The following is a 22,552-nucleotide window of genomic DNA, read 5'->3' as shown; positions in this document are numbered from 1 at the left end:
GCGAAATCCCCCTTGTAAGCATTATTAATAGTTGACCTAATGGCCATGATTGTAAAAAGATGAGAGTCCTTTTTTAGCTAACGTTTGATTATTTTCTATCAATCTAGACATTATGGTATGATCGAAATAAGAAGTAATAAAAGGAGTCGTTTGCCATTGAGAGGTCTATTTATTCGAACTGTTTGGACATTGTTCTTTGGTGGAGTTATGATTTCTTTAATTTATACGCTAATAGAACTTCAAGAACGGAATTCTCATATATATTACGTGGAAGATAAAAGTCAGACATCCGAATTACATCCAGCTGTTGAGCAAGGAAAGGAACATTTAGTTGAACAGGCATCCGAACGTGGGATTGATGTAGTAATTACGGATGGAGTAAGGACGAAAGAGGAGCAAGAGCGTCTGTATGAACAAGGTCGTTCTACAGAAGGTGATATTGTAACCTATGCTTCAGGAGGGGAGTCTTATCACAATTATGGCTTAGCAATTGACTTTGCATTACAACTCGATGATGGTAATGTCGTTTGGGATTTGACGCGTGATGATAACAGCAACGGTCAGGCGGATTGGATGGAAGTGGCTGAGATCGCTAAAAACTTGGGATTTACTTGGGGTGGTGACTGGCAATCATTTAAAGACTATCCACACTTGCAAATGGACTTCGGATTAAGTATTCGTGAGTTGCAAAGAGGAAAGCGTCCTAAACCTGAAGCGTTAGCAGAAGAATAGGAAACCCTCTAGTTTTAAACTAGAGGGTTTTTTGTTCAAATCGCTTATTCTTGGTCCCATACGACGTGAGGTCGTTCTGTGTTGGCACAGGATGTGCCAACACAGAACGATCTCTTTTTTTATTGTTGATAGGCTTCGTATGGTTTAATCATCGCGCGGATGGTTTCGGTATAAGGCATGTGAAGATTATGCTCTTTTCCAAGCCGTAATGCTCCGCCGTGAAGGTGTTCAACCTCGAGTGGCAAGCCTTTTCTGCGGTCTTGATGCATAGAAGAAGTCATTTCGTTGTCAAGACCCTTTAATTGCTTGAAAGCTGCTTCGACATGCTCATTTGTTAATTGGACTTGGTGAGTGTTAGCTAGCTCCTTCATCTCTTCAAGAATTCTTCTCGTGACCAAAAAGGTTTGTGGGAAACTACGTACTTCACCGATAGGTAAATTAGTAGCTGTTGTTATACCTGAAAATGCTGAAATAAACATGTATTTCTTCCAAATATCCTCTAAAATATTCGGACTTAATGTTCCGTTAAGATTAGCTTGATTGCAAGCTAAAGCCATTTCCTCACATATTTGCTGCTGTGAAGGGTGGAGAGGTCCAAATACTAGATCATGAAATGGACTTGAATGCACAACATGTCCCTTTTCATCAAGGGTAGCAATAATGTAGGAAAGACCACCAATCACGGCTTCTTCACCGAGCTCCTTCTGTAAAATGGAGATATGCTCTACCCCATTTAATACAGGGTAAACTTTTGTCCCTTTTTGAACAAGCTGTTTCAACCAATCTAGTGTGCCATGAAGGTGGTACCCTTTTACGGCAAGGAAAACCAGGTCAGGATCCTCAATTTCCTCGGGGCTTTCAGCAATGGTTAGCTCATTTACAGTGTAATCTCCCATTTCGCTATGTAATGTTAATCCGTGCTCTCTTAACTGCTCAGCACGTCCTGAGCGGACTAGATTAACAACATCATGACCAGCTTCCTCCCAGCGAGCACCGAAATATGCCCCTAATGCACCTGCGCCAAATATAACTATTTTCATAAGAAACACCTCTTTATATGAATTTATTTACCCCTTTTTAAGGGTGAACAGACTTCACGATTCATTCTATCTGTGTAATTTTTTACACTTTAATGTTCTACTTTAATAAAAGTCGATGTAACCAGGTGAGTCATATCCACTAATTCTGTAAGCTGCTCATAGAGGGGTGATCAGGTCATCCCTTTACATTTCTTCTACGGACTTAGCATGCATCCCCTTTGAAGGGTATGCGAGTTTTCCAAGGAAAACGATCTCCTCATCCTTTAATTCAAACAAGTCCAAAAGCCCCATCGAACCTTGTTTTCCTGTTAATGTTTCTCCTGATAAAGTGTTGCCTTCCCCGAATAAGAACAGATGATCTCTTTCGCTTTCCCACTTAGCTGCTTGAACAATTCAGTTTTATCTTCTCTTACACGGAAGATATACATGAATACGTAGATAGTGATCACCCCTATTGGGCAATTTCTAAAAACGATATTAAATTTTGTCTTTTTGCTTGGCTTTCCCTGTTTCCTGACCAGCATCAATCAGGAGGACGAGGGCTGAGGCAGTATGAAGCATCCAACCAAGTATAGGAATAGCTCCGAGAAAACTCGCGACCATTCCGACAATGCTTCCAGAGCTGAACTGTGAATCTTTAATTGAGAGGATGAGTGTAATGGTATGAAGGATGAACATGACTAAAAGTACTGTCCAACCTGTACTTAATACAAATGCTCCCCCTGCAAGTGGGATAGCAAGTAACCCTTCACCGACCCCTGTCACCCATTTCATTAATGTTGTTCGCTGCATAATTGCTCCCCTTTTTCTATTGTTGTACTGTTTATTATCTCATTAGAATATTCTTTTATAAAAAAATATGTTCATCCTTATGTTAATGAATTCGACACAATTTGATTAATTCCTTTTTTTAAGACTAAAAAAAGCTGTCCAACGAGGGACAACTTTTCTAAGGTTTTGAAGAATATATTTGTTGAATTATTTTTCAATGTGCCCGGTGCTTGACGGGCTTTTCCGCTTTTCTGTATTACTTAGTAGCTTTTTGGAGTTTTTGGATCATTTTTAGGGAGCGTCCTGTTCCGATGGCTACGGATTCCAATGGTGATGGGGCCATGTGAACAGGGACGACGATAACATCGGATAACCATTCCTGCATACCTTTTAGCAATGAACCCCCGCCAGTTAAAATTACACCATGATCAACGATGTCACCACTTAATTCCGGAGGGCATTCCTCTAAAGTAGCACGGATAGTTTCAAGGATTTGTTCTAATATTTCTTTGAGAGCACCTTGTATTTCAGTCGATGAAAGTTCGATGGTTTTAGGTAATCCTGTCACCATATCTCTTCCCCGTACGTCCATCTTTTCTTCCGGGTGGTCACCCTGAGCGTAGCCGATTTCCATTTTAATTTGTTCGGCTGTTCGCTCACCAATTAAAATGTTGTAGGCTTTACGGACATATTGGATAATTTCTTCATCCATCACATCTCCGCCTGTACGAATGGAGCGGGATGATACAACACCGCCGAAGGAAATGATCGCAACTTCCGTTGTTCCTCCACCGATGTCAACAATGACGTTCGCAATCGGTTCATCGACAGGGAGGTCCGCGCCTATGGCAGCTGCGATGGGCTCTTCAATAAGATGAACGGCTTTTGCACCGTAGCTTTTCACGGCATTATGAATCGCCCTTCTCTCAACAGAAGTTGAGCCGGATGGTGTACAGATGACAACAGTTGGCTTGCGCATGGAAATCCCGGATTTCTTAGTTACTTTTTTTAATAATTCTTTAAGCATTTGTGCGGTCATATCATAGTCAGCGATTACACCATCTCTGAGCGGACGCACCGGGATAATATTCCTTGGTGTCTTACCGACCATTTCTTTAGCTTCTTTCCCGACGGCCACAACATTCTTAGTTTCCGTGTCATAAGCAACAACAGAAGGTTCATTTAGCAGAATCCCTTTTGCCTTTGAGTAAATTAATATATTAGCTGTTCCCAGATCGATTCCAATTTCAGCATTTGATAACATGTAGACGTACCTCCATAAGATGACAGATTCTCTTATAATTCTTCTTTTATTTTAAGATTTTTTTGGGGGTCATACAATAGGAATTTAATGGGGGACTTAGAAGGTAGTCGTTAAGCCCCGAGGACGTGTATAATAAAGGTAGTGTTAGACGAAGGAGTTTTTTCCAAATGGAGAGGTATTTAAAACATCAAGAGATTATAGATAAATCAAAGCGAATAAACGATTCCTATGCCCTTGATCAGCAATTTTTTGATGAAATTATTGATCAACTATTAGACAGTGAACTAGAGTCGGAAGATGTAATTTTAACCGGCTTTCAACGTTTGCTAGACGAGGTAGATCATGAAATCGGTCGGATGGAGCAATTTGCGGGAATGACCCCGAACTGTTTCAAAGGTTGTGCCTTCTGCTGCTATTTTCCCATCGTTTTGAGTAAAATGGAAGCTAAAATGATGTTTCGTTCGATCGAACACTTTTCAGAAGATAGGAAACAAAAGATTTACGACCATTGGGATCGTTATTATAAACAACATAAAGAGAAATTGAATCAAGCCCTGTCTATGAATCATACTGAGGATGATACTAAGCTAGCTTATAAGAAACTTAACCTTCCGTGTCCGATGCTTGACCCTGAGACACAAGCGTGTATGGCGTATGAAGTTAGGCCGATCCCATGCCGTACCTATCTAAATTACTCGGATCCAAAGGTCTGTGCTGAAAATCATCTTCCAAAAGAACCATTCAGCTATGAATTCTTATATGAATTTTATTTCGGTGCCATCAATGAATTAATTCAAGCATTATATGAAAATGGGGAAGACGTATTTGTTGATTATCCGAGTGATGTGTGGAGTTATGATTATTTGCCTGCATGGATAGAAAAGTGGAGAGAGGGGACATTGCATGAGCTTTAAACTGCTTTCTTTGAATGTTGGACGTCCAGAATCTTATGCTACAGATAAAGGAGAACTAACGAGTGCCTATCGAAAAAAACCAATAGATGAACCTGTATATTTAAGGTTTTTAAATTTTTCTGGTGATGAGCAGGCAGATAAGAAGAATCACGGTGGAGCAGATCAGGCGGTTTGTCTTTATCCAGCACAGCATTACCGTCATTTTGAAAAGGTGTACGGGCTGAAGTTTCCTTATCCTTCTTTTGGTGAAAATATAACTGTAGAAGGTATTGATGAGTGGGGGACGAATATTGGTGATGTGTTTTCGTTAGGGGAAGCGGAAGTGCAAGTTACCAAGCCCCGGAAACCGTGTTACATCATTGCCCGTACTCATGGGATTGATGATTTCCCTGGTCGCTTAACGAAAACCGGCTTCACAGGGTTTTACTTGCGTGTACTGAAAGAGGGTAAAGTTACTCAAGGGGATGCCATGCGCTTAAAACAAGTGGATCCAGCCAGAGTTCCGGTAGCTGATGTAAATGAAGTGAAGTTTACCGATAAAGACAATAAGGAAAAGATCAGCCGAATTGTTCAGGTAGATGCTCTCGCTGAGGACTTGCGTCAATCTCTCCAAAAGCGCTTGTAACAAGGGAAGGGGGGAGAAGTTACCATGGATTTTGGCCATATCATTGAAGAGAAGATTAAACAGTCGATTGCACGTGGGGATTTCGATCATCTTCCAGGGAAAGGGAAACCATTACCAATGGATGAACTTGCTTATGCACCGGATGATATGCGAAACAGCTATCGAATCTTAAAAAATGCTAATATGCTACCAGAGGAAATGCAGATCAAGAAAGAGATCGTTCAACTGGAGGATTTGCTCATTGGTTGCCATGATCCTAAGCAACAATCTCGGTATAAGCAACAACTTTCCGAGAAACGTATCCGGTTTAACCTTTTAATGGAGAAGAGAAAATGGCAGCAATCGGGGGCATACCGGCAATATCAGGGAAGGATTGACCGGAGGTTTGGATTTTAGCGAAAAAAAGGATGATCAGGCTGTGTGATTTTATAGTGGTAAAACCTGAAGGGAGCGGCTGGCTTCCTTCAGGTTTTTTAATGTTAGTTTAATGCCTCTATATGTTAGCCAGGCGATTCACCACCATGGCGAAAGGAAGGCACAATCTTGTTGAGACAAGCTACTTACGATTTTTCTAATTTATTGTAGGAGTTCGGCAATCTTTTTTCGTCTATTAATAAAAGGGTTAGGGAGAGGGGAGGGGCGGATATTACTGATGAACGATTGATTAAAAAAATAGTAGCAGGAAATCAACAAGCAGCTCGGGTTATTATTGAACGGTATAAAGCACATGTCTTTAAAGTTGCTTATAGTGTTATCCAGGACCACAACAAAGCTGAAGATATTGCGCAAGAGACATTTCTTAAGATGATGGATGCCCTTCCTTCTTACCGCGGGCCTGGATTTAAAACATGGCATAGTAAAATTGCTTTTAGAAAGGCACTTGATGAGCAAAGAAAAGATAAACGAAGGCCAGAGGATCCTGTTTCACTTGATTTTGACAGGGCACCTTTAGATGACGAAAGTGTTGAACAGCAAGTAGTGGCAAAAGAGACAGAAGAAAAGATTCAAGTAGCCATCGAAGCCCTTCCTGAAAATTACCGTGGCGTTGTTAAAGCCTATTACATAGATGAACAAAGTTACCAGGAGATTGGTAAACACTTTGACTTGGCAGAGAAAACAGTGGAAATGAAGTTGTACCGAGCACGCAAATGGATGAAGAAACATTGGCGAAGGGAGGATTTTACATGAATCATGTAGCGAAGGAAGTTCTTCAAATGTATTTAGCAAACGAGCTTAATGATGTGGAACGAATCGGGGTGGAGGATCACTTGGACGAATGTGAGCATTGTTTTCATAGATATATGGCAAGCCTTCACTTAGTTGACACTGATTCTTTGATGTCCTCCTCTTTTACTGAGGAGACAATGCATGAGATTCATAAAAAAACCCCTGCACAAGGGAGACAAAATAAAACATTTATCCATTACGCCATTGCTGCAGGATTGACAATTGTCTTAATGGGAAGTGGCGTATTCCAGCATGTTTTTACCGTGTTTGACGGAGAGCAATTCCACAACAGACCATCAATTACCGAGAAAGTGATGGAAGAGACGGAACGTTGGATGACAGAAACAGAAAGGGGAATGGGGGATGAATAAATCGCCGATCTTAGCTTTTTTCTTAGCCTTTATACCTGGCTTTGGACATATGTATTTGGGCAGGGCTGTCCGAGGGATATTGTATCCGCTTATTTTTTTCACGGCTCTCGGTTTTGGCTTTGTCATGTTTGTTTTTCAACCTTATAGTGCTCCTGAGATCTTGTACTTGCTTGCCTTTTCTTTTTTAGTTTGGGGAGCAAATATGCTTGATATTACACTTACACTTTTGCAAAAAAATAAGCGTACAGACAAAAAGAAAGCGACGTCACTAACTGCTACAGTGCAAGCAGGCAACTCGATTCAGAATGAGCGCTTCTTTACTATTCTTCTATCTTTCTTACCGGGTGTGGGACATTTTCAACTTGGATTAAAACAACGGGGTCTTACGTTCTTAGCGATTTATTTAGGTGCTGGGATGATGATTATCTTCGTCACTTTTCTTACGAGTCAAGCGGGATTCCTATTGTTCCTCCCAGCTTTGTTAATCATTTGGGTTTATAACTTGTTTGATGTCATTCAATTATTAAATAAAAGGCAGGCTGGATATGAATTAGAGGATCGTCCGCTTATGGATGACTGGAACGAGTTACGTAAAGCAGGGCATAGAAACAACATGTTAACCATTTTACTGGCCATTTTTCCGGGGGCAGGTCATTTATATCTCGGTTTACAAAAACGTGGGATTCAGCTCATGTTATTCTTTTTACTCTCTATTTATATTTTAGATGTTCTCAGACTATCGGTCTTTCTGTTCTTAATTCCCATCCTTTGGTTTTTCAGCTTCTTTGATGCCCTTCAGCAAATGAATCGTGTGCAACAAGGTGAAGTGAATGATCAACCTGTAATTAAAAATTTCCTCCAGCAAAAACGGAGGATCGGAGCTGCATTGCTTGTTTTAGGAGGGTATTATTTAGCTGATTCTGTCTTGCTGCCGGTTTTTGCTGATCAAATAAGCAGAATATTTCATATAGACATCTGGTATTACTATCAACAGTATTTTCAGGTAGGATTAGTCAGCTTACTGCTCATGGGTGGAGGACTTTATCTTTTAACAAGTAAACGTTCAAAGGAGAAAAGTGAAGAAGTTTAATCAAAACAAAACTCAAGAAAAGACTGCTCTCATTGTAGTAGGCCATTGAAAAAGTCCAATGTTTTTCAGTGGCAAGAATCAATCACCAAAAAGATGACTAAAAATATTAATGAGATATTTGCGAATATAACTCGTTTTATGGACGATATAAAGTGATATATCCACGATTTAAAAATATATATGCGTATTTATTCTAAACCGCCAAACTAGGAGACCACTGAAATTGCAATTTTTTCAGTGGCAAGTTGCCATTGGAGCAGTCTTTTTTTCCTGTATTGTATAATGTATACTTAGAATAAAGAATGTTAGCGGAGGCTAAAAGCGATGCTGAATTCCAGCCCATTATTCGATCAACCAAAGGTAACACAGCTTCTAAACGTACTAGAAGAGCAACAGAAGTTGACACCAGCCTCCCGACAAGCTATCGAGGAGATCAGGAGTATCGTTCAGGGCAGCGAAATTTTACAAGAAGCTGTTGACCTTGTAGTGCCCACGGTCTTATTAGATGAGGGAGGTATAATACGAGAAACGAGCGAGGCTTTTTGCCGCTTTATTCAAAAGAACTGTTCCGAATTGATGGGTTGTTCCTTGCTTTCATTACTTGTCAGGGATAAAAGCGGAATAATGAGAGGGGATTCTCCTGTATTTAAGGGGAAAGGGATTTGGCAAGAGGAACTATGCTATAAAACATCCTCTGGTGAAGAACGGTGGCATAAGACGACGAGTGTGGCAATGCCTCACTCTAGTAATAAAAATGTAGTACTCATACTTGGTCAGGATATAACGGAGTCGAAGCCACCCCTTTCATTTGATTATGAACAAGATGATTATACGAGAACGGTAAACGCCTTAATCAACTTAGTGTTTAAGGTAAGGTATAATCCATCTTCCAAAGATTTTTTCTTCGTAATGTTTGAAGGCAAGCTTGCCCGTGAAATTGAGCTGACTACTGATTATGTACGAAATAAAAGCCTTGTTGAGTTATTTGGCGAAAAACAAGCAGCCTTTTATCGAAATCAGTATAGTCAGGCTTTTGAAGGGAAATCTGTTTCCTATAAACATACATACAAAAATCGAATTTTCTATACAACGTTATCCCCGGTAGATGTGGGAGGAGAGATTGTCGAGGTCATAGGGAGTGCGGTTGAGGTAACGATGTACGAAAATGCGGAATCTCGTATTCGCCATATGGCTTATCATGACCCATTAACAGATCTTCCTAATCGACGTAAATTGCAAACAGACCTTGAGCAATATATTGATCTGTCTGAGCATACAGAGCCGATGACGATCATGTTTTGTGACTTAGATCGGTTTAAGTATGTCAATGATGCAATGGGGCATGTTGCGGGAGATCAAGTGATCAAAACGATGACGGAAAGAATCCGCTCGTGTTTAGACGATGATGATACCTTGTATCGTCTTGGTGGTGATGAATTCGTCATAGCTATAAGGAACGATCCTGGTCCAAATAAAACAAACCAGGTCGGAGAGAAGATCTTAGAACAAGTCAGCCGACCAATCGATTTAATGGGGAAAAAAGTCTTTATAACGATGAGTATCGGTGTGTCTACTTACCCAAATGATGGCAGTACGTCACAGGAATTGATGGGCAAGGCAGATATTGCGATGCATTATTGTAAAATGAGGGGCAGAGACAGTGTTCTTTTTTATACGAAAGGTATGAACCGCTCCTACAATCAACTGGTTTCTCTCGAAGGAGATTTACGTGAGGCAATTAGTAAAAAACAGCTTAGCCTTCATTATCAGCCTAAGGTAGATGTGGACTCAGGGTACATAAACGGTATGGAAGCATTGGTTAGATGGGAGCACCCAACGAAGGGGATTATTTCCCCAAATGAATTCATCCCATTGGCGGAAGAAACAGGCTTGATCACACAGATCGATGAATGGGTTCTTTATGAAGCTTGTCGACAGAACCAAGAATGGATTGAATTAGGCTATGCTCCTGAACGAATAGCAGTAAACGTATCCGCAAATGAAATTCAGAAAGATGATTTTGCCTGTAAAGTTCAACGGATCCTTGCGATGACAGGTTTAGCCCCTGAGTATTTAGAAGTAGAAGTAACGGAAAATAGCGTGATGCAGCATACCGAAGATTGTATTCGAACCATGCAGTATTTAAAGTCAATGGGCGTGTCGCTTGCGATTGATGACTTTGGAACAGGTTATTCTTCATTAAGTTATCTAAGGCAGTTTCCTATTCACTATCTAAAAATAGATCAAACGTTTACTAAAGATGTCCTTACAGACCCTAGTGATGCAGAGATTGTTAAAGCCATGATTCAACTTGCTGATGCATTCAAGTTAGGGGTGGTGGCAGAAGGGGTGGAAAGCGAAGAAGTCCTTGCCTTTTTAAAAGAGAACCAATGCCAATTTTACCAAGGCTATTATTTTAGCCGGCCACTTCCTCCAGAAGAAATAGTTCACTTGTTAACGAAACAATCCACTTATACCTCAAAAGAAAACCCACCATCCAGTTGAGGCCGTTGAAAAAGTGATATTTGTTAATTTTAATAAGGAAATCCACTCGACATAATGACAATAAAAGAAGATGATCACCTATATATAGTAGGTAGTCATCTTCTTTTTCGCTATAAACAGACTTTTTCAGTGCTCTAATCCAGTTGACGGGTTTTTTTGATCCATAATCTAATTCACTGTGCCGCTTCGCTTATGCTTGGCTCCATAGAATGTGGGAGCGTTCGGCGTTGGCACAGGACGTGCCGGTCTTAGCCGAACTTCCTTTGAACATGACAGGACACCTGTTCTTCTCTTATTGTCTAGCTCCAAGGGGCAGACCTTCGCGACATAAGCGTTCGCTTCCGTGGGGCAAGTACGCCCCACTGCACCGTTCCGCTTATGCTTGTCATGTCTACAGGGACACCTCTGCTTTTCTTATTGCTCGGAGTATTTTGCTTGTTTTTCTTCGGCTTTTTCTTGTTTGGCTACTTTTAGGAACTTATTTGTTTCAGCTGCAACAACTCCTGAGAGAAGCAGGAGTCCGATTAAGTTAGGGAATGCCATTAGGCCGTTCATGACATCTGCAAATTTCCAAACAGTATCAAGCTGAGCGATAGCCCCAACCAAGACGAATAGAACGAATACAATTTTATAACCACCGATCCCGCGTCCGCCTGTTAGATATCCGAAACATTTCTCGCCGTAATAAGACCAACCTACAATGGTTGAAAAGGCGAAGAAAATTAAACCAAGAGTAACGATGTAGGCACCTATATCACCAAGAAACATTCCAAATGAAGCGGAAGTTAAATCAGCGCCATCTAGTCCGCTGCCATATTGACCGGCCATGACGATCGTTAATCCGGTTATACTACAGACAATAATCGTGTCAATGAAAACCTGTGTCATCGATACGAGTGCCTGACGTCCCGGGTAATCCGTTCTTGCTGCAGCAGCAGCAATGGGAGCAGACCCTAAACCAGCTTCGTTTGAAAATACTCCGCGGGCAACACCATAGCGGATAGCTGTACCAAGTAAGCCGCCGCCGACAGCATTGGCAGTGAAGGCATCAGTGAAGATTGTTCCAAATGCCTGCGGTACTTGATCAAGGTTTAGGAAAATAATAATTAAACCACCAATAATATAAAAGACGGCCATAATCGGTACAAAGAAGGCCGTAACTCTACCGATACTTTTAATTCCTCCTAAAAGGACAAGACCAGCAAAGAAGGTAAGTATAATTCCAGTCACCCATGTTGGAACATTAAAGGTTGTCTCCATAACATCAGAGACAGAGTTTGACTGAACCATGTTCCCAATACCAAAGGCGGCTACTGCCCCAAACAATGCAAAACAGATGCCCAACCATTTGGCTTTCAGTCCGCGTTCAAGATAATACATAGGCCCGCCGGACATTTGGCCATTTTTATCTGTTACACGATATTTTACAGCAAGGATGGCTTCTGCGTACTTCGTCGCCATACCGAACACCGCTGTGATCCACATCCAAAATACAGCCCCAGGGCCGCCTAAAACAACGGCTGTGGCTACCCCAGCTATGTTACCTGTTCCAATGGTAGCGGCTAAGGCTGTAGTTAAGGCTTGATAATGTGAAATATCCCCTTTCTCGTTTTCTCTAGACTTGCTCGGTTTAAAAGCAAGTTTTAAAGCATATGGAAGTGTTTTAAATTGAAGAAAACCTAGGCGTAACGTTAAGTAAACCCCTGTACCAACAAGAAGAATTAATAATACCGGTCCCCAAACAACGCCGCTAGCCCAATTCAAAAAGTTATAAATGATTCCTCGATCCTCCACATAATCCCCCTGACTTATTCTTTTGAAGCATGGTATATATATATAAAATATTCCGAAAATTATCGCGAAATGTCAAGTAATTTTAAAAATGTGTGCTTAGAAAATTGGTTACTGTGTAAAAGTATGGGAAAATAACTATAGTAGGTTAAAGGTAAAGGTGAAGGATTTATTTTTTTCCGATATAATCTTTAATAGATGAAATAATAAGATGGGGGAGCTTATAAGATGCTTAAGGTGTTGTTTGTTTGTCTCGGGAATATTTGCCGCTCTCCAATGGCTGAAGCAATTTTTCGAGACCTTATTAAAAAGGAAGGCTTAAGTGACCACATCTCTGTCGATTCCGCAGGGATTGGCCATTGGCATGTAGGTACCGACCCTCATGAGGGGACACGCGCGATCCTCGAACAGAATAAGATTTCATTCGAAGGTATGCTGGCAAGACAAGTGGAGTCTTCAGATTGGGACCGTTTTGATTACATTATTGCGATGGATCAAAAAAACTTGCAGGATTTACAAGCAATAAGAAAGAAAAATGGGGTTACTGTTAAGATGTTGATGGATTATGCTTCAAATCCAGATGAAACAGATGTACCCGATCCTTATTTCACAGGGAATTTCGATCAAGTTTATCAGTTAGTAATGGAAGGCTGCATAGGTCTTCTGAATGAAATTAAACAAAACCATAAATTTAAGGAGGAATTATAATGACACAGCATAAATTATGTAAAGGCATGTTATTGGGCGCAATTGCAGGTGGGGCTATCATGCTTTTTGATAAAGGGACACGCCGTTATGTCACAACTAAGACACGGACAGCAGGGGCATCCTGTAAAAAGTTCGCCGCACATCCATCCGAAGCTGTTCACTCGTTGCGTATGAATTATGAGTCATTAGCACATTGTATAACTAAGGGTATTGACGATGTTTTAACGATTTTAAATAAAGCGGAGGAAGCTCTTCATAAGCTTAGTGACATCGAAAAAGATGTAAGTAAGCAGCTTGAAGCAGTGGATGATCCTAAGAAGGCTTCCTAGTGATTAAAAGGGGAGAGGTAATTTGAGTAAGGTAATATGGTTTGGCAAGGAGCTGTTCACCCGGTTTGGGGAAGATAATGTTCCCGGTATGGCAGCTCAACTTGCCTACTTCTTTTTACTTTCTTTGTTCCCATTTATGATTTTTCTTATCACGTTATTAGGTTATATAAATATAGAAGAAGAGCGAGTGCTCGAGTTCATAGGGACGTATGCTCCCCAGAAACGTATGAAATGATCTCTAAAAATGTCAATGAATTGCTTAATCAGGGAAGTGGAGGGTTATTATCCATTGGGATACTCGGCACCCTATGGGCAGCTTCCAACGGGGTTAATGGACTAATGCGAGCTTTTAACCGGGCTCACAATGTCGATGAAAGTCGTTCTTTCATTGTAGCAAGATTTACTGCCATCGTACTAACCATTGCCATGGTGTTAGTTATTGCGATCGCATTCCTGCTCCCGGTTCTAGGTAATGCTATTGGTACGTATGTTTTTTCTTTCCTTGGATTATCAGATAGCTTTATCGCTTTATGGGATGCTTTAAGGTGGGTCATTTCATCTGTGATTTTCTTTATTGTTCTTTCCTTCTTATATTTAATGGCTCCAAACAAAACTCTAAAAATCAGCGAAATCACGATTGGTGCCATTTTTGCAACTGTGGGCTGGCAGTTAGTATCTTTGCTGTTCTCGTACTATGTAAATAGTATGGGTAACTATTCCGCCACTTATGGAAGCTTGGGCGGTGTGATCGTGCTGATGATTTGGTTCTATCTTTCAGGACTGGTCATTATATTAGGCGGAGAAATTAATGCTGTCCTATTGAAAAGGCGAAAGCCTACTATTTAAAAACGCAAAGAGGCAGCCTAATAAGCTAGGGCTGTCTTTTTGCGTTTTTTGTCATACTAAATAGGTCTAACTTTTGAGCAAGCGTAATCCATTTAAGATCACTAAGATTGTACTTCCTTCATGTCCAATCACTCCTAGAGGCAGATCAAGTACCTGTAAAAAATTGCTGATAATTAAAAGCATGATTACAGCTATTGAAAAAATGACATTCTGCTTCACGATCCCATTCATTTTTTGTGAGAGCTTTATGGCATTTGAGATTCTGGGAAGGTCATTTTTCATTAACACAACATCAGCTGTTTCCAATGCTACATCCGTGCCTTCTCCCATGGCAATCCCAACATTTGCTGTGGCTAAAGCGGGTGCATCATTAATTCCATCTCCTACCATGGCAATATGTTTAAAATGCTTCTTCAAGGCTCTGAGTTCTGCTACTTTTTGGTCTGGCAGGCATTTTGCTACGAAATGATCGATTCCTGCCTCATCAGCGATCGCCTTAGCCGTTGTCGGGTTGTCACCAGTTAACATGACTGTATAGATCCCGCGATGTTTTAACACCTCGATAGCCTGTTTTGTTTCTTCTCTAACTGTATCTTTTAAGGCAAGCATGGCAATAATTCCTTCGTCATTAGCCGCAAAGACTACCGTTTTTCCCTCTGCGGCTAAATGATAAGCTGCTCCATCCTGGAAAGATTCTACTAGGTCAGTTCCAATGAATTCAGGTTTCCCTATCTTCCAAGTTTCCCCACGGACGATGGCGGTTATCCCGTGCCCGCTTACATCTTTCATATTATCTACAGGGAGGAAGGTTGCTTGATGCTGCTTAGCATAACTGACGATTGCTTTTGCTAATGGGTGGTTCGATTCCTGCTCAATGGAGGCAATAACAGAAAGGACATCATCTTCATAATAGTGATCAGCAATGTGTACATCAGTTACCTCAGGTAAACCATGAGTAAGTGTCCCCGTTTTGTCAAAAGCAATGGCTTCAATGTGTGACAGGTTCTCGATATGCACCCCGCCCTTAAATAAAACTCCATGTCGCGCACTATTTGAAATAGCTGACAGTGTTGCCGGCATAATCGATGCAACTAAAGCACAGGGGGAAGCAACGACTAATAAAATCATCGCCCGATACACTGTGTCCATCCATGTCCATCCAAGCAGGTAATGGGGAAGGAACAGCATCAGTGCGACGACGATTAAGACCACTTTTACATAAGTACTTTCAAAACGTTCAATAAACAATTGGGATGGAGATTTCTCGCTTTGAGCGGTTTGGACCATCTCCATTATTTTCTTAAAAACTGTATCCGTCGATGGTTTAGTAATCCGGACAGTGATGCTGCCATCAATCGTCACTGTACCAGCAAAAACGTCTGCACCATTTTCTTTGGACACAGGCAGGGACTCTCCCGTAATCGCGCTTTCATCAATAGATGTCGCTCCTTTAACGATCTTCCCGTCTGAGGGCACACGTTCACCAGCTTTAACCAAAATATGGTCGCTTACCATGAGTGAATCTGTATCAACTTCTATATAGCCATCATTAGTAACTTTCCATGCCTTATTAGGCTGTAGGGCCATAAGCGAAGATATTTCTCGCTGGCTCTTGTTCATCGTGTACGTCTCAAGTGCCCCGCTTAAAGCAAATATGAAAATTAAAATGGCACCTTCTGTCCAATAACCAATGGAGGCACTACCGATAGCAGCGAGAATCATAAGTAATTCCACGTTTAACTCTTTATCCCGAAAGGTTTCTTCTATTCCTTCTTTTGCCTTTGCGTATCCGCCTATAATGAATGCAATAATGTGTAAAGTGATGTATGTGCTTTGTGAAAGGTGATCAGCGCTAAACCAAGTTGTCAATATAAGTAAACCACTAAAGAGGGCGGCAACTAACTCAAAGTGTTCCTTTAGTTTTTCAATAATGGAAGAGCTGAACACCCCTGGAATTTTTTTGTATTGTGAGCGTACTTCAGAAGACATATTCTCAACTCCTTGTATCTAATTGATAATAGTAATCATAATTAATCCCAGGTGAATCTGTTAAGTAATTGTACATGCTATCGATATAGATTATAATTATTATAATATTGTATATGTTATTATCTTATCATGCCTTCGGTGTAAGTCAAGAATAATTATTATAAATAAGCTTGAACAAATTCAGAAAGTTACAACATATTTTTATTAGGGAAGCCAAGTTTGATGGGTTGATATTACATGTGTCAAGTTGCTATATTGAGTAAGTATGAAATTTAAACTTAGAGAGGTGGATATATCCATGCGAAAGGGTCTTTTATTTATACTTATCCTCATGTTCTCTGTTGTTCTGGCAGCATGTGGTACAAACGAAAATGAAGAAGGTTCCAGTGAAAATAGTGGGTCAGACAATGCAGCTGACTCTAAATGGAGTGAAGTCCAAGAAGCAGGGGAACTTGTTGTTGGTACTTCTGGAACACTTTTTCCAACTTCTTATTACCCTGAGAACTCCGATAAACTTACAGGTTATGACGTGGAAGTGATGCGTGAAGTAGCAAAACGCTTAGATTTAGAGCTTTCATTTGAGGAGTATGGCGTCGACGGACTGTTATCTGCTATTACCAGCGGACGAATTGATATGGTCATCAACGATATGGAGATTACGGAAAGCAGAAAGAAAGAATTTGCTTTCAGCGAACCCTATAAGTATTCCTATTCAACAATGATTGTCCGTGAGTCTAACCTTTCAGGGATTGAGACATTAGAAGACTTAGAAGGAAAGAAACACGGCGGTGGAGCAACAACTGTTTTTGCTCAGATTGCTGAGCATTTTGGTGCAGAAACAAAAACCTATGGGAATGTAGCCAATGATGTGTACCTTCGTGATGTAGCTAATGGACGTACTGATTTCATCATTAACGATTATTATTTGCAGTCACTTGCACTAGAGGCCTTGCCTGAGATCCCAGTACAGCTTCATCCTGATTTAAGATTCCATCCAACAGAGTCAGCGATCGTCATGCCTAAAGAGGCTGCTACACTGAAAGAAAAGGTAGATGAAACCCTAAATGAAATGAAAGAAGATGGGACACTAACAGATCTTTCAAAAGAATTCTTTGGTGGACAGGATGCTTCTAAGAAACCAGAAGCCGATATTCGAGAGATTGAAGGGTTAGACCTATAAGGGGTTCCACTATGTTTGGTATTGAAATAAATGATGTTAATTTAGAGAAGCTTTTCGTACCAGAGCGTGCATGGGAGAACTTGCCGTTCGTGCTAGAAGGTGTGCCCTATACTTTGTTGGTAGCGATCCTAGGCATGCTCCTCGGCTTGGTGATCGGTTTTTTCTTAGCTGTAGCAAGGGGGTCGGGCAATCGCTTATTTAGATGGCCAGCACGTCTATATATTACCTTGATGAGGGGCACGCCCATTCTTGTTTATTTATTTGTACTCTATTTTGGCCTTCCTGTTGTAGGAATCACACTATCTGCTTCTATGGCCGCGATTATAGGGTTTGCGACGAACAGTGCAGCCTATATCGCAGAAATTAATCGTTCCTCACTAAACAGTGTCGATCATGGGCAGTGGGAATCTGCACGTGCTTTAGGTTTTTCTTATTGGAAATCGATGCGTCGTATTATCATGCCACAGGCAACAAGAATCGCCATCCCGCCTTTAGCGAATGTCTTTCTTGATATATTAAAAGCAACATCTTTAGCGGCGATGATTTCTGTTCCAGAGATTTTGAATAAGGCTCAAATCGTTGCAGGGAGAACGACTGATTCGTTAACGATGTATATATTGGCAGCAATGGTGTACTTGACGTTAACGCTGATTTTTTCAGTCTTTCAGGATTATTTAGAACGTAGGTATAACAAATATTTATGAAAACAAATCGCCGACTGAGTTCGGCGATTTTTGTGGTTAAAGATTCTAGATTTCATGAGCAAGTTTTATTTTGCTAAAAACGTTTTTATTAAATCGTAATGGTTATGAATTATTCGTTTACTTCATTCTACATACGTATTATAATGTAATTCGTAATCATTCTTATTACGAGAGGGATTGTGTATGGATACAGAAAAAATCTTAGAGGTGGACCATGTCTCCTTTAAATATGATAAAGAATGGGTTGTACGGGATGTTGACTTATCTATTGATAAAGGACAGTTCCTAGGACTTGTCGGCCCAAATGGATCAGGAAAATCTACCTTAATTAAATTAATGCTTGGCTTAGTTAAACCCGATGAAGGTAATATTCGTTTATTCGGGAGTAAGCTGCGTCATTTTAATAAATGGCAGGAAGTAGGATTTGTTTCCCAAAAAGCGAATAGCTTTAATTCGGGATTCCCTGCGACGGTCCTGGAAGTAGTAAAAACGGGACTCGTTTCCAGAATTGGCGCTTTCCGTTTCTTTAATCGCAAACATAAGGAAAAGGCAATCGAAGCATTGCGCGTCGTTGAGATGGAAGAATACGCCTATGACAGCATAGGTGAACTGTCAGGCGGCCAACAACAGCGTGTATTTATCGCAAGAGCACTTGTCAGTGATCCTTCATTGCTGATTTTAGACGAGCCGACAGTAGGAGTAGACGCTAAGCATGTCACAGACTTTTACGACCTGTTAGCAAAGTTAAATAGTGAACAAGGCATCTCCCTACTGATGGTGACACATGATATTGGAACGATAACGGAACATGCTACTCATGTTGTGTGCATGAACAAAACAGTACACTTCCACGGGGCATCTGAGGAATACAAGGAATTTGATGATGAGGCCTTGAACCGTTTATATGGACATTCTGTGCAACAGCTCACACATAACTATCAACACGAGGAGAACCAGTTATGATTGAAAGTTTTTTTCAATATGAATTCTTACAAAATGCCGCGATTACGGGGATACTTATCGGAATTGTAGCACCGCTGTTAGGTGTCTTTATCGTGGTGCGACGTCTCTCGCTTATTGCTGACGCTCTCTCCCACATTACATTAACGGGAATTGCAGCCAGTCTTCTACTTGAGAAAAAGGTATCGGGTATTCATGACCTTAATCCCGTTTATATGGGAATGGTGTTTTCAGTCGGTGGTGCTATTTTAATTGAGAAGCTGCGTAAAGTGTATAAGCACTATGAAGAATTAGCGATTCCGATTATTTTATCTGGCGGAATTGGTTTAGGTGTGCTATTAATTTCGTTAGCGGACGGTTTCAATACAGATTTATTTAGTTATTTATTTGGCAGTGTGACCGCTGTCAGCCGTACAAACATGTGGACTGTTTTAATTATTACCATTATTGTTCTATCTATTGTTATACTTTTTTATAAAGAATTGTTTGTACTTTCTTTTGATGAAGAACATGCCTCCATTTCGGGAGTGAATGGCAAGTGGGTTCATCTTTTATTTATTGTTATGGTGGCGCTCGTTATCGCATCAGCCATGCAGGTCGTCGGAATTTTACTCGTGTCTGCATTAATGACATTGCCTGTAGCGGCTGCTTTAAGAATTGCTACAAGCTTTAAACAAACCATTGGACTATCGATTGCGTTTGGGGAACTATCGGTTATTCTTGGCTTGTACTCCTCTTATCATTTAAGTGTACCGCCAGGAGGTACAATTGTGTTGACTGCGATTATCATACTAATGATGTCGATCCTTTACAAGAAGGTTAGAATTCAACTCTATACAAAGGGTGAAACGATATGAATGTGGAAACAGCTTTGCAACGCCTAAAGGAAAAAGGGTACAAACGCACACGGCAAAGGGAGCGTATTGTTGAAATCTTCGTAAACCAAGATCAATATATCGCTGCCAAAACAATTTTAAAAGAAATTCAAGAAGATTTCCCTAGTGTGAGCTATGATACGATTTATCGTAATCTTTATTTATTAACAGATGAGGAAATCCTTGAAGCTACAGAGCTCAGCGGTGAAAAACACTTTCGTTTAGGTTGTGATACTCATGGTCATCACCACCACTTTATTTGTACGGACTGCGGCAAAACGAAATCGATTGAGTTCTGCCCAATGGAGACCATAAATGAACATCTTAACGGCTATGATATAGAAAACCATAAATTTGAGATTTATGGAAAATGCCCGCAATGTAATTAAGAAAAGTCTACGATCGCCGAGTCGTAGACTTTTCTTTTGGAGTTTGGAAATTAAAAGTAATGATTACTATTTACAAATGGTAATCATTACGATATAATTCGTTTTGGAATAGGGATGAGGAGGGGGAGGAATATCAATGAAGAAATATATAGGACTTATCTTTTTACTTACATTAGTTTTATCTGCTTGTGGAAATGAAACGCCCAATGAAGATTCAGCAGACAATCAGCTTAAAATTAATACGACAGTTTATCCATTACAGTACTTTACGAAACAGATCGCTGGAGATGCAGCACAGGTGACTTCAATTTTACCACCAGGCACTGATCCTCATACCTATGAGCCGACAACAAAAGAAATGATAAAGATAGCTGAAGCGGACGCGTTTATATACAGTGGAGCCGGACTTGAATCGTATGCCGAAACGATAGCGGAGTCTGTTAAGCCTGAAGGTGTACAGATCTTAGAAGCCTCAATGGGAGTGAAACTTGAAGAGCATGTCCATAATCATGACGATGAAGAGAACTCTCATGGAGAAGGTGAACAAGCTGAGAGAAGTCATTCCCACAAAGAGGGAAAGGAATCTGAAGAAGAGGCTCATTTACATGAAGAGGGACATAGCCATGACCATCAGGGCCAAGATCCCCATATATGGCTTGATCCAATTCGCTCTATTCAATTGGCTGAGAATATAAAAGAAGTGCTTATAGAATTGCAACCAGGGTCAGAAAGTCAGTTCAACAAGAATTTCAACCAACTTGAGGAAAAGCTGCTTACACTAGATCAGCAATTTCATGATCAATTGGAAAACACTCCTAAGGATAAAATTATAGTTTCACATGCTGCTTATGGATATTGGGAGCAAGCATACGGAATAGAGCAAATCGCTGTTTCGGGCTTAAGTCCTACGAGTGAACCTTCACAGAAAGAACTTGAAGAGATCATTCAAACTGCCGAGAAGAACCAGTTGAATTATGTTTTATTTGAACAAAATGTAACACCAAAAGTTTCTGAAATCGTGCAAAACGAAATTGGCGCTGAACCATTAAGAATTCACAATCTTTCGGTATTAACAGATGAGGATATTTCAAATGAGGAAGATTATTTTAGTTTGATGAAACAGAATTTAGAAGTCCTTATTAAAGCTTTATCTAAATAAAGATGATTCGCTAGCGAATCAATTTGCAGGTTTTATTAGATTAACCTTAGGGAACAAGAGTACTAAACTGGAAAAAGGAAGAAAACACAGATGGCTTATCTTTTACTAATTGTTGGTTTTGCTTTATTAATCAAAGGAGCAGATCTATTCGTTGATGGGTCTGCTAATATTGCCAGGTTGCTTCACGTTCCTACGATCCTAATCGGCTTAACGATTGTCTCCTTTGGCACGAGCTCTCCTGAGGCAACGGTAAGTATCATTGCTGCGCTCGAAGGAAGTGCTGACGTTTCGTTGGGGAACGTAGTTGGAAGTAATATCTTTAATATCACCCTTGTTGTAGGAATAGCGGCCTTTTTATATCCGTTAAAAGTAGAAGGAGAAACGGTTAAAAAAGAAGTTCCATTCACATTGCTTGCAAGTGTTGTATTATTGATTCTTATGGCTGATACGGTCTTGCAGGGGGGAGGAAGTAACCTGCTCGCACGTGGTGATGGCTTAATCTTTTTATTATTTTTAGCGATATTCATGTATTATGTGATCGAGGTTGGTTTGAGAAGTCGGAAAGACTCAGATCGTGAGCCTATTCCGGAAAACATAACCTGGGGGAAAAATATAGCTTATTCTGTGATAGGTATAGCAGCGATTGTTGTTGGCGGCCAACTGGTCGTGGATAACGGAACACAAATTGCCTACTCACTTGGAATGAGTGAAACGTTAGTCGGTTTAACAATCGTTGCGATCGGGACATCTCTTCCCGAACTTGTCACATCCATCTCTGCTGCACTTAAAAAAGAAAGCGAGATCGCACTTGGAAACGTTGTAGGCAGCAATATTTTTAACATATTATTTGTACTTGGTACCTCAGCAGTGATCTCCCCTCTAGCTGTTAGTGGAAGAGTGTTTGCTGATGTGATAATCATGATTTTACTGACTGCATTGTTATTCATTTTCTCAAGAACAAGTTATAAAATCGGCAAAACAGAAGGACTGGTTTTGGCGATTGGATATATCGTTTATTTGGTTTACATTATTTTACGGAATTAGCCAACAAAAAAACCGTTCTACTCACAAGTAGGCCGGTTT

Annotated in this window: 22 protein-coding genes and 1 pseudogene; 18 read left to right on the top strand and 5 right to left on the bottom strand. The window is 40.5% G+C overall.

The annotated features are described in order from the left end of the window. The first annotated feature begins 207 nt into the window (after positions 1-207). Positions 208-732, top strand: a complete 525-nt coding sequence (locus MUO15_RS08260; RefSeq protein ID WP_245035914.1) for a M15 family metallopeptidase — start codon at positions 208-210, stop codon at positions 730-732. Positions 733-851: 119 nt separating this feature from the next. Here the strand turns inward: MUO15_RS08260 and MUO15_RS08255 are convergent, their stop codons facing one another. From MUO15_RS08255 to mreBH, 3 genes are all read right to left on the bottom strand, one after another. Next, entirely contained in the window at positions 852-1,772 is a 921-nt protein-coding gene (locus tag MUO15_RS08255) for a ketopantoate reductase family protein (RefSeq protein WP_245035079.1), read from the bottom strand. 477 nt (positions 1,773-2,249) lie between these two features. Next, complete coding sequence (locus MUO15_RS08250; protein WP_245035078.1) at positions 2,250-2,564, bottom strand: hypothetical protein; 315 nt, start codon at positions 2,562-2,564, stop codon at positions 2,250-2,252. Between the two features lie 235 nt (positions 2,565-2,799). Then, the gene (gene mreBH, locus MUO15_RS08245) at positions 2,800-3,807 is read right to left on the bottom strand and encodes a rod-share determining protein MreBH (RefSeq protein ID WP_245035077.1); all 1,008 of its coding nucleotides are present in this window, start codon (positions 3,805-3,807) and stop codon (positions 2,800-2,802) included. Positions 3,808-3,974: 167 nt separating this feature from the next. Here mreBH and MUO15_RS08240 point away from each other — a divergent pair, with 167 nt between their 5' ends. The 7 genes from MUO15_RS08240 to MUO15_RS08210 all read left to right on the top strand — a co-directional run bounded on the left by MUO15_RS08240 (position 3,975) and on the right by MUO15_RS08210 (position 10,539). Continuing rightward, positions 3,975-4,721, top strand: coding sequence for a YkgJ family cysteine cluster protein (locus MUO15_RS08240; protein ID WP_245035076.1), 747 nt, complete (start codon positions 3,975-3,977; stop codon positions 4,719-4,721). Then, complete coding sequence (locus MUO15_RS08235) at positions 4,711-5,346, top strand: MOSC domain-containing protein (RefSeq protein ID WP_245035075.1); 636 nt, start codon at positions 4,711-4,713, stop codon at positions 5,344-5,346. Before MUO15_RS08240 ends, MUO15_RS08235 begins: the two co-directional genes overlap by 11 nt. A gap of 24 nt (positions 5,347-5,370) precedes the next feature. Beyond that, the gene (locus MUO15_RS08230; RefSeq protein WP_245035074.1) at positions 5,371-5,742 is read left to right on the top strand and encodes a DnaJ family domain-containing protein; all 372 of its coding nucleotides are present in this window, start codon (positions 5,371-5,373) and stop codon (positions 5,740-5,742) included. A gap of 264 nt (positions 5,743-6,006) precedes the next feature. After that, positions 6,007-6,534, top strand: coding sequence for an RNA polymerase sigma factor (locus MUO15_RS08225; RefSeq protein WP_245035073.1), 528 nt, complete (start codon positions 6,007-6,009; stop codon positions 6,532-6,534). Then, a complete protein-coding gene (locus tag MUO15_RS08220) occupies positions 6,531-6,944 on the top strand; it encodes an anti-sigma factor family protein (RefSeq protein WP_245035072.1) in 414 nt (137 codons plus the stop codon). Before MUO15_RS08225 ends, MUO15_RS08220 begins: the two co-directional genes overlap by 4 nt. After that, entirely contained in the window at positions 6,937-8,034 is a 1,098-nt protein-coding gene (locus MUO15_RS08215) for a hypothetical protein (RefSeq protein ID WP_245035070.1), read from the top strand. The genes MUO15_RS08220 and MUO15_RS08215 overlap by 8 nt, the downstream gene beginning before the upstream one ends. A gap of 324 nt (positions 8,035-8,358) precedes the next feature. Next, complete coding sequence (locus tag MUO15_RS08210) at positions 8,359-10,539, top strand: sensor domain-containing protein (RefSeq protein WP_245035068.1); 2,181 nt, start codon at positions 8,359-8,361, stop codon at positions 10,537-10,539. Positions 10,540-10,953: 414 nt separating this feature from the next. Here MUO15_RS08210 and MUO15_RS08205 read toward each other — a convergent pair whose 3' ends face one another. Then, positions 10,954-12,315: an alanine/glycine:cation symporter family protein gene (locus MUO15_RS08205; protein ID WP_449727940.1), complete on the bottom strand. Its 1,362-nt coding sequence runs from the start codon at positions 12,313-12,315 to the stop codon at positions 10,954-10,956. A gap of 243 nt (positions 12,316-12,558) precedes the next feature. Here MUO15_RS08205 and MUO15_RS08200 point away from each other — a divergent pair, with 243 nt between their 5' ends. From MUO15_RS08200 to MUO15_RS08190, 3 genes and pseudogenes are all read left to right on the top strand, one after another. Next, positions 12,559-13,038 (top strand): low molecular weight protein-tyrosine-phosphatase, encoded by a 480-nt coding sequence (locus MUO15_RS08200; protein ID WP_245035064.1) that lies wholly within the window; start codon positions 12,559-12,561, stop codon positions 13,036-13,038. After that, on the top strand, positions 13,038-13,367 hold the full coding sequence (locus tag MUO15_RS08195; protein WP_245035062.1) for a YtxH domain-containing protein: 330 nt from the start codon (positions 13,038-13,040) through the stop codon (positions 13,365-13,367). The genes MUO15_RS08200 and MUO15_RS08195 overlap by 1 nt, the downstream gene beginning before the upstream one ends. An 88-nt stretch (positions 13,368-13,455) precedes the next feature. Continuing rightward, positions 13,456-14,213, top strand: a pseudogene (locus MUO15_RS08190) (YihY/virulence factor BrkB family protein). A 66-nt stretch (positions 14,214-14,279) separates the two neighbouring features. Here MUO15_RS08190 and MUO15_RS08185 read toward each other — a convergent pair. Then, positions 14,280-16,202 carry a heavy metal translocating P-type ATPase gene (locus MUO15_RS08185; protein WP_245035060.1) on the bottom strand — a complete coding sequence of 641 codons (1,923 nt, stop codon included), beginning with the start codon at positions 16,200-16,202 and terminating at the stop codon, positions 14,280-14,282. A gap of 298 nt (positions 16,203-16,500) precedes the next feature. Between MUO15_RS08185 and MUO15_RS08180 the strand changes: the two genes are divergently transcribed. The 7 genes from MUO15_RS08180 to MUO15_RS08150 all read left to right on the top strand — a co-directional run bounded on the left by MUO15_RS08180 (position 16,501) and on the right by MUO15_RS08150 (position 22,513). Beyond that, entirely contained in the window at positions 16,501-17,382 is an 882-nt protein-coding gene (locus tag MUO15_RS08180) for a transporter substrate-binding domain-containing protein (RefSeq protein WP_245035058.1), read from the top strand. A gap of 11 nt (positions 17,383-17,393) precedes the next feature. After that, positions 17,394-18,086, top strand: a complete 693-nt coding sequence (locus MUO15_RS08175; RefSeq protein WP_245035056.1) for an amino acid ABC transporter permease — start codon at positions 17,394-17,396, stop codon at positions 18,084-18,086. A 183-nt stretch (positions 18,087-18,269) separates the two neighbouring features. Then, positions 18,270-19,049, top strand: coding sequence for a metal ABC transporter ATP-binding protein (locus MUO15_RS08170; RefSeq protein WP_245035054.1), 780 nt, complete (start codon positions 18,270-18,272; stop codon positions 19,047-19,049). Beyond that, a complete protein-coding gene (locus MUO15_RS08165; RefSeq protein ID WP_245035053.1) occupies positions 19,046-19,903 on the top strand; it encodes a metal ABC transporter permease in 858 nt (285 codons plus the stop codon). The genes MUO15_RS08170 and MUO15_RS08165 overlap by 4 nt, the downstream gene beginning before the upstream one ends. Further along, the gene (locus MUO15_RS08160; protein WP_244752134.1) at positions 19,900-20,310 is read left to right on the top strand and encodes a Fur family transcriptional regulator; all 411 of its coding nucleotides are present in this window, start codon (positions 19,900-19,902) and stop codon (positions 20,308-20,310) included. The genes MUO15_RS08165 and MUO15_RS08160 overlap by 4 nt, the downstream gene beginning before the upstream one ends. Before the next feature lie 136 nt (positions 20,311-20,446). Continuing rightward, positions 20,447-21,469, top strand: coding sequence for a metal ABC transporter solute-binding protein, Zn/Mn family (locus MUO15_RS08155; protein WP_245035051.1), 1,023 nt, complete (start codon positions 20,447-20,449; stop codon positions 21,467-21,469). 90 nt (positions 21,470-21,559) lie between these two features. Beyond that, positions 21,560-22,513, top strand: a complete 954-nt coding sequence (locus tag MUO15_RS08150; RefSeq protein WP_245035050.1) for a calcium/sodium antiporter — start codon at positions 21,560-21,562, stop codon at positions 22,511-22,513. Positions 22,514-22,552 lie beyond the last annotated feature (39 nt).

This window comes from Halobacillus amylolyticus (assembly GCF_022921115.1).
In the GTDB taxonomy this organism is placed as follows: Bacteria; Bacillota; Bacilli; order Bacillales; family Halobacillaceae; genus Halobacillus_A; species Halobacillus_A amylolyticus.
Note: the sequence above shows the minus strand (reverse complement) of the source record. Positions and strands in the feature narration are given on the sequence as shown.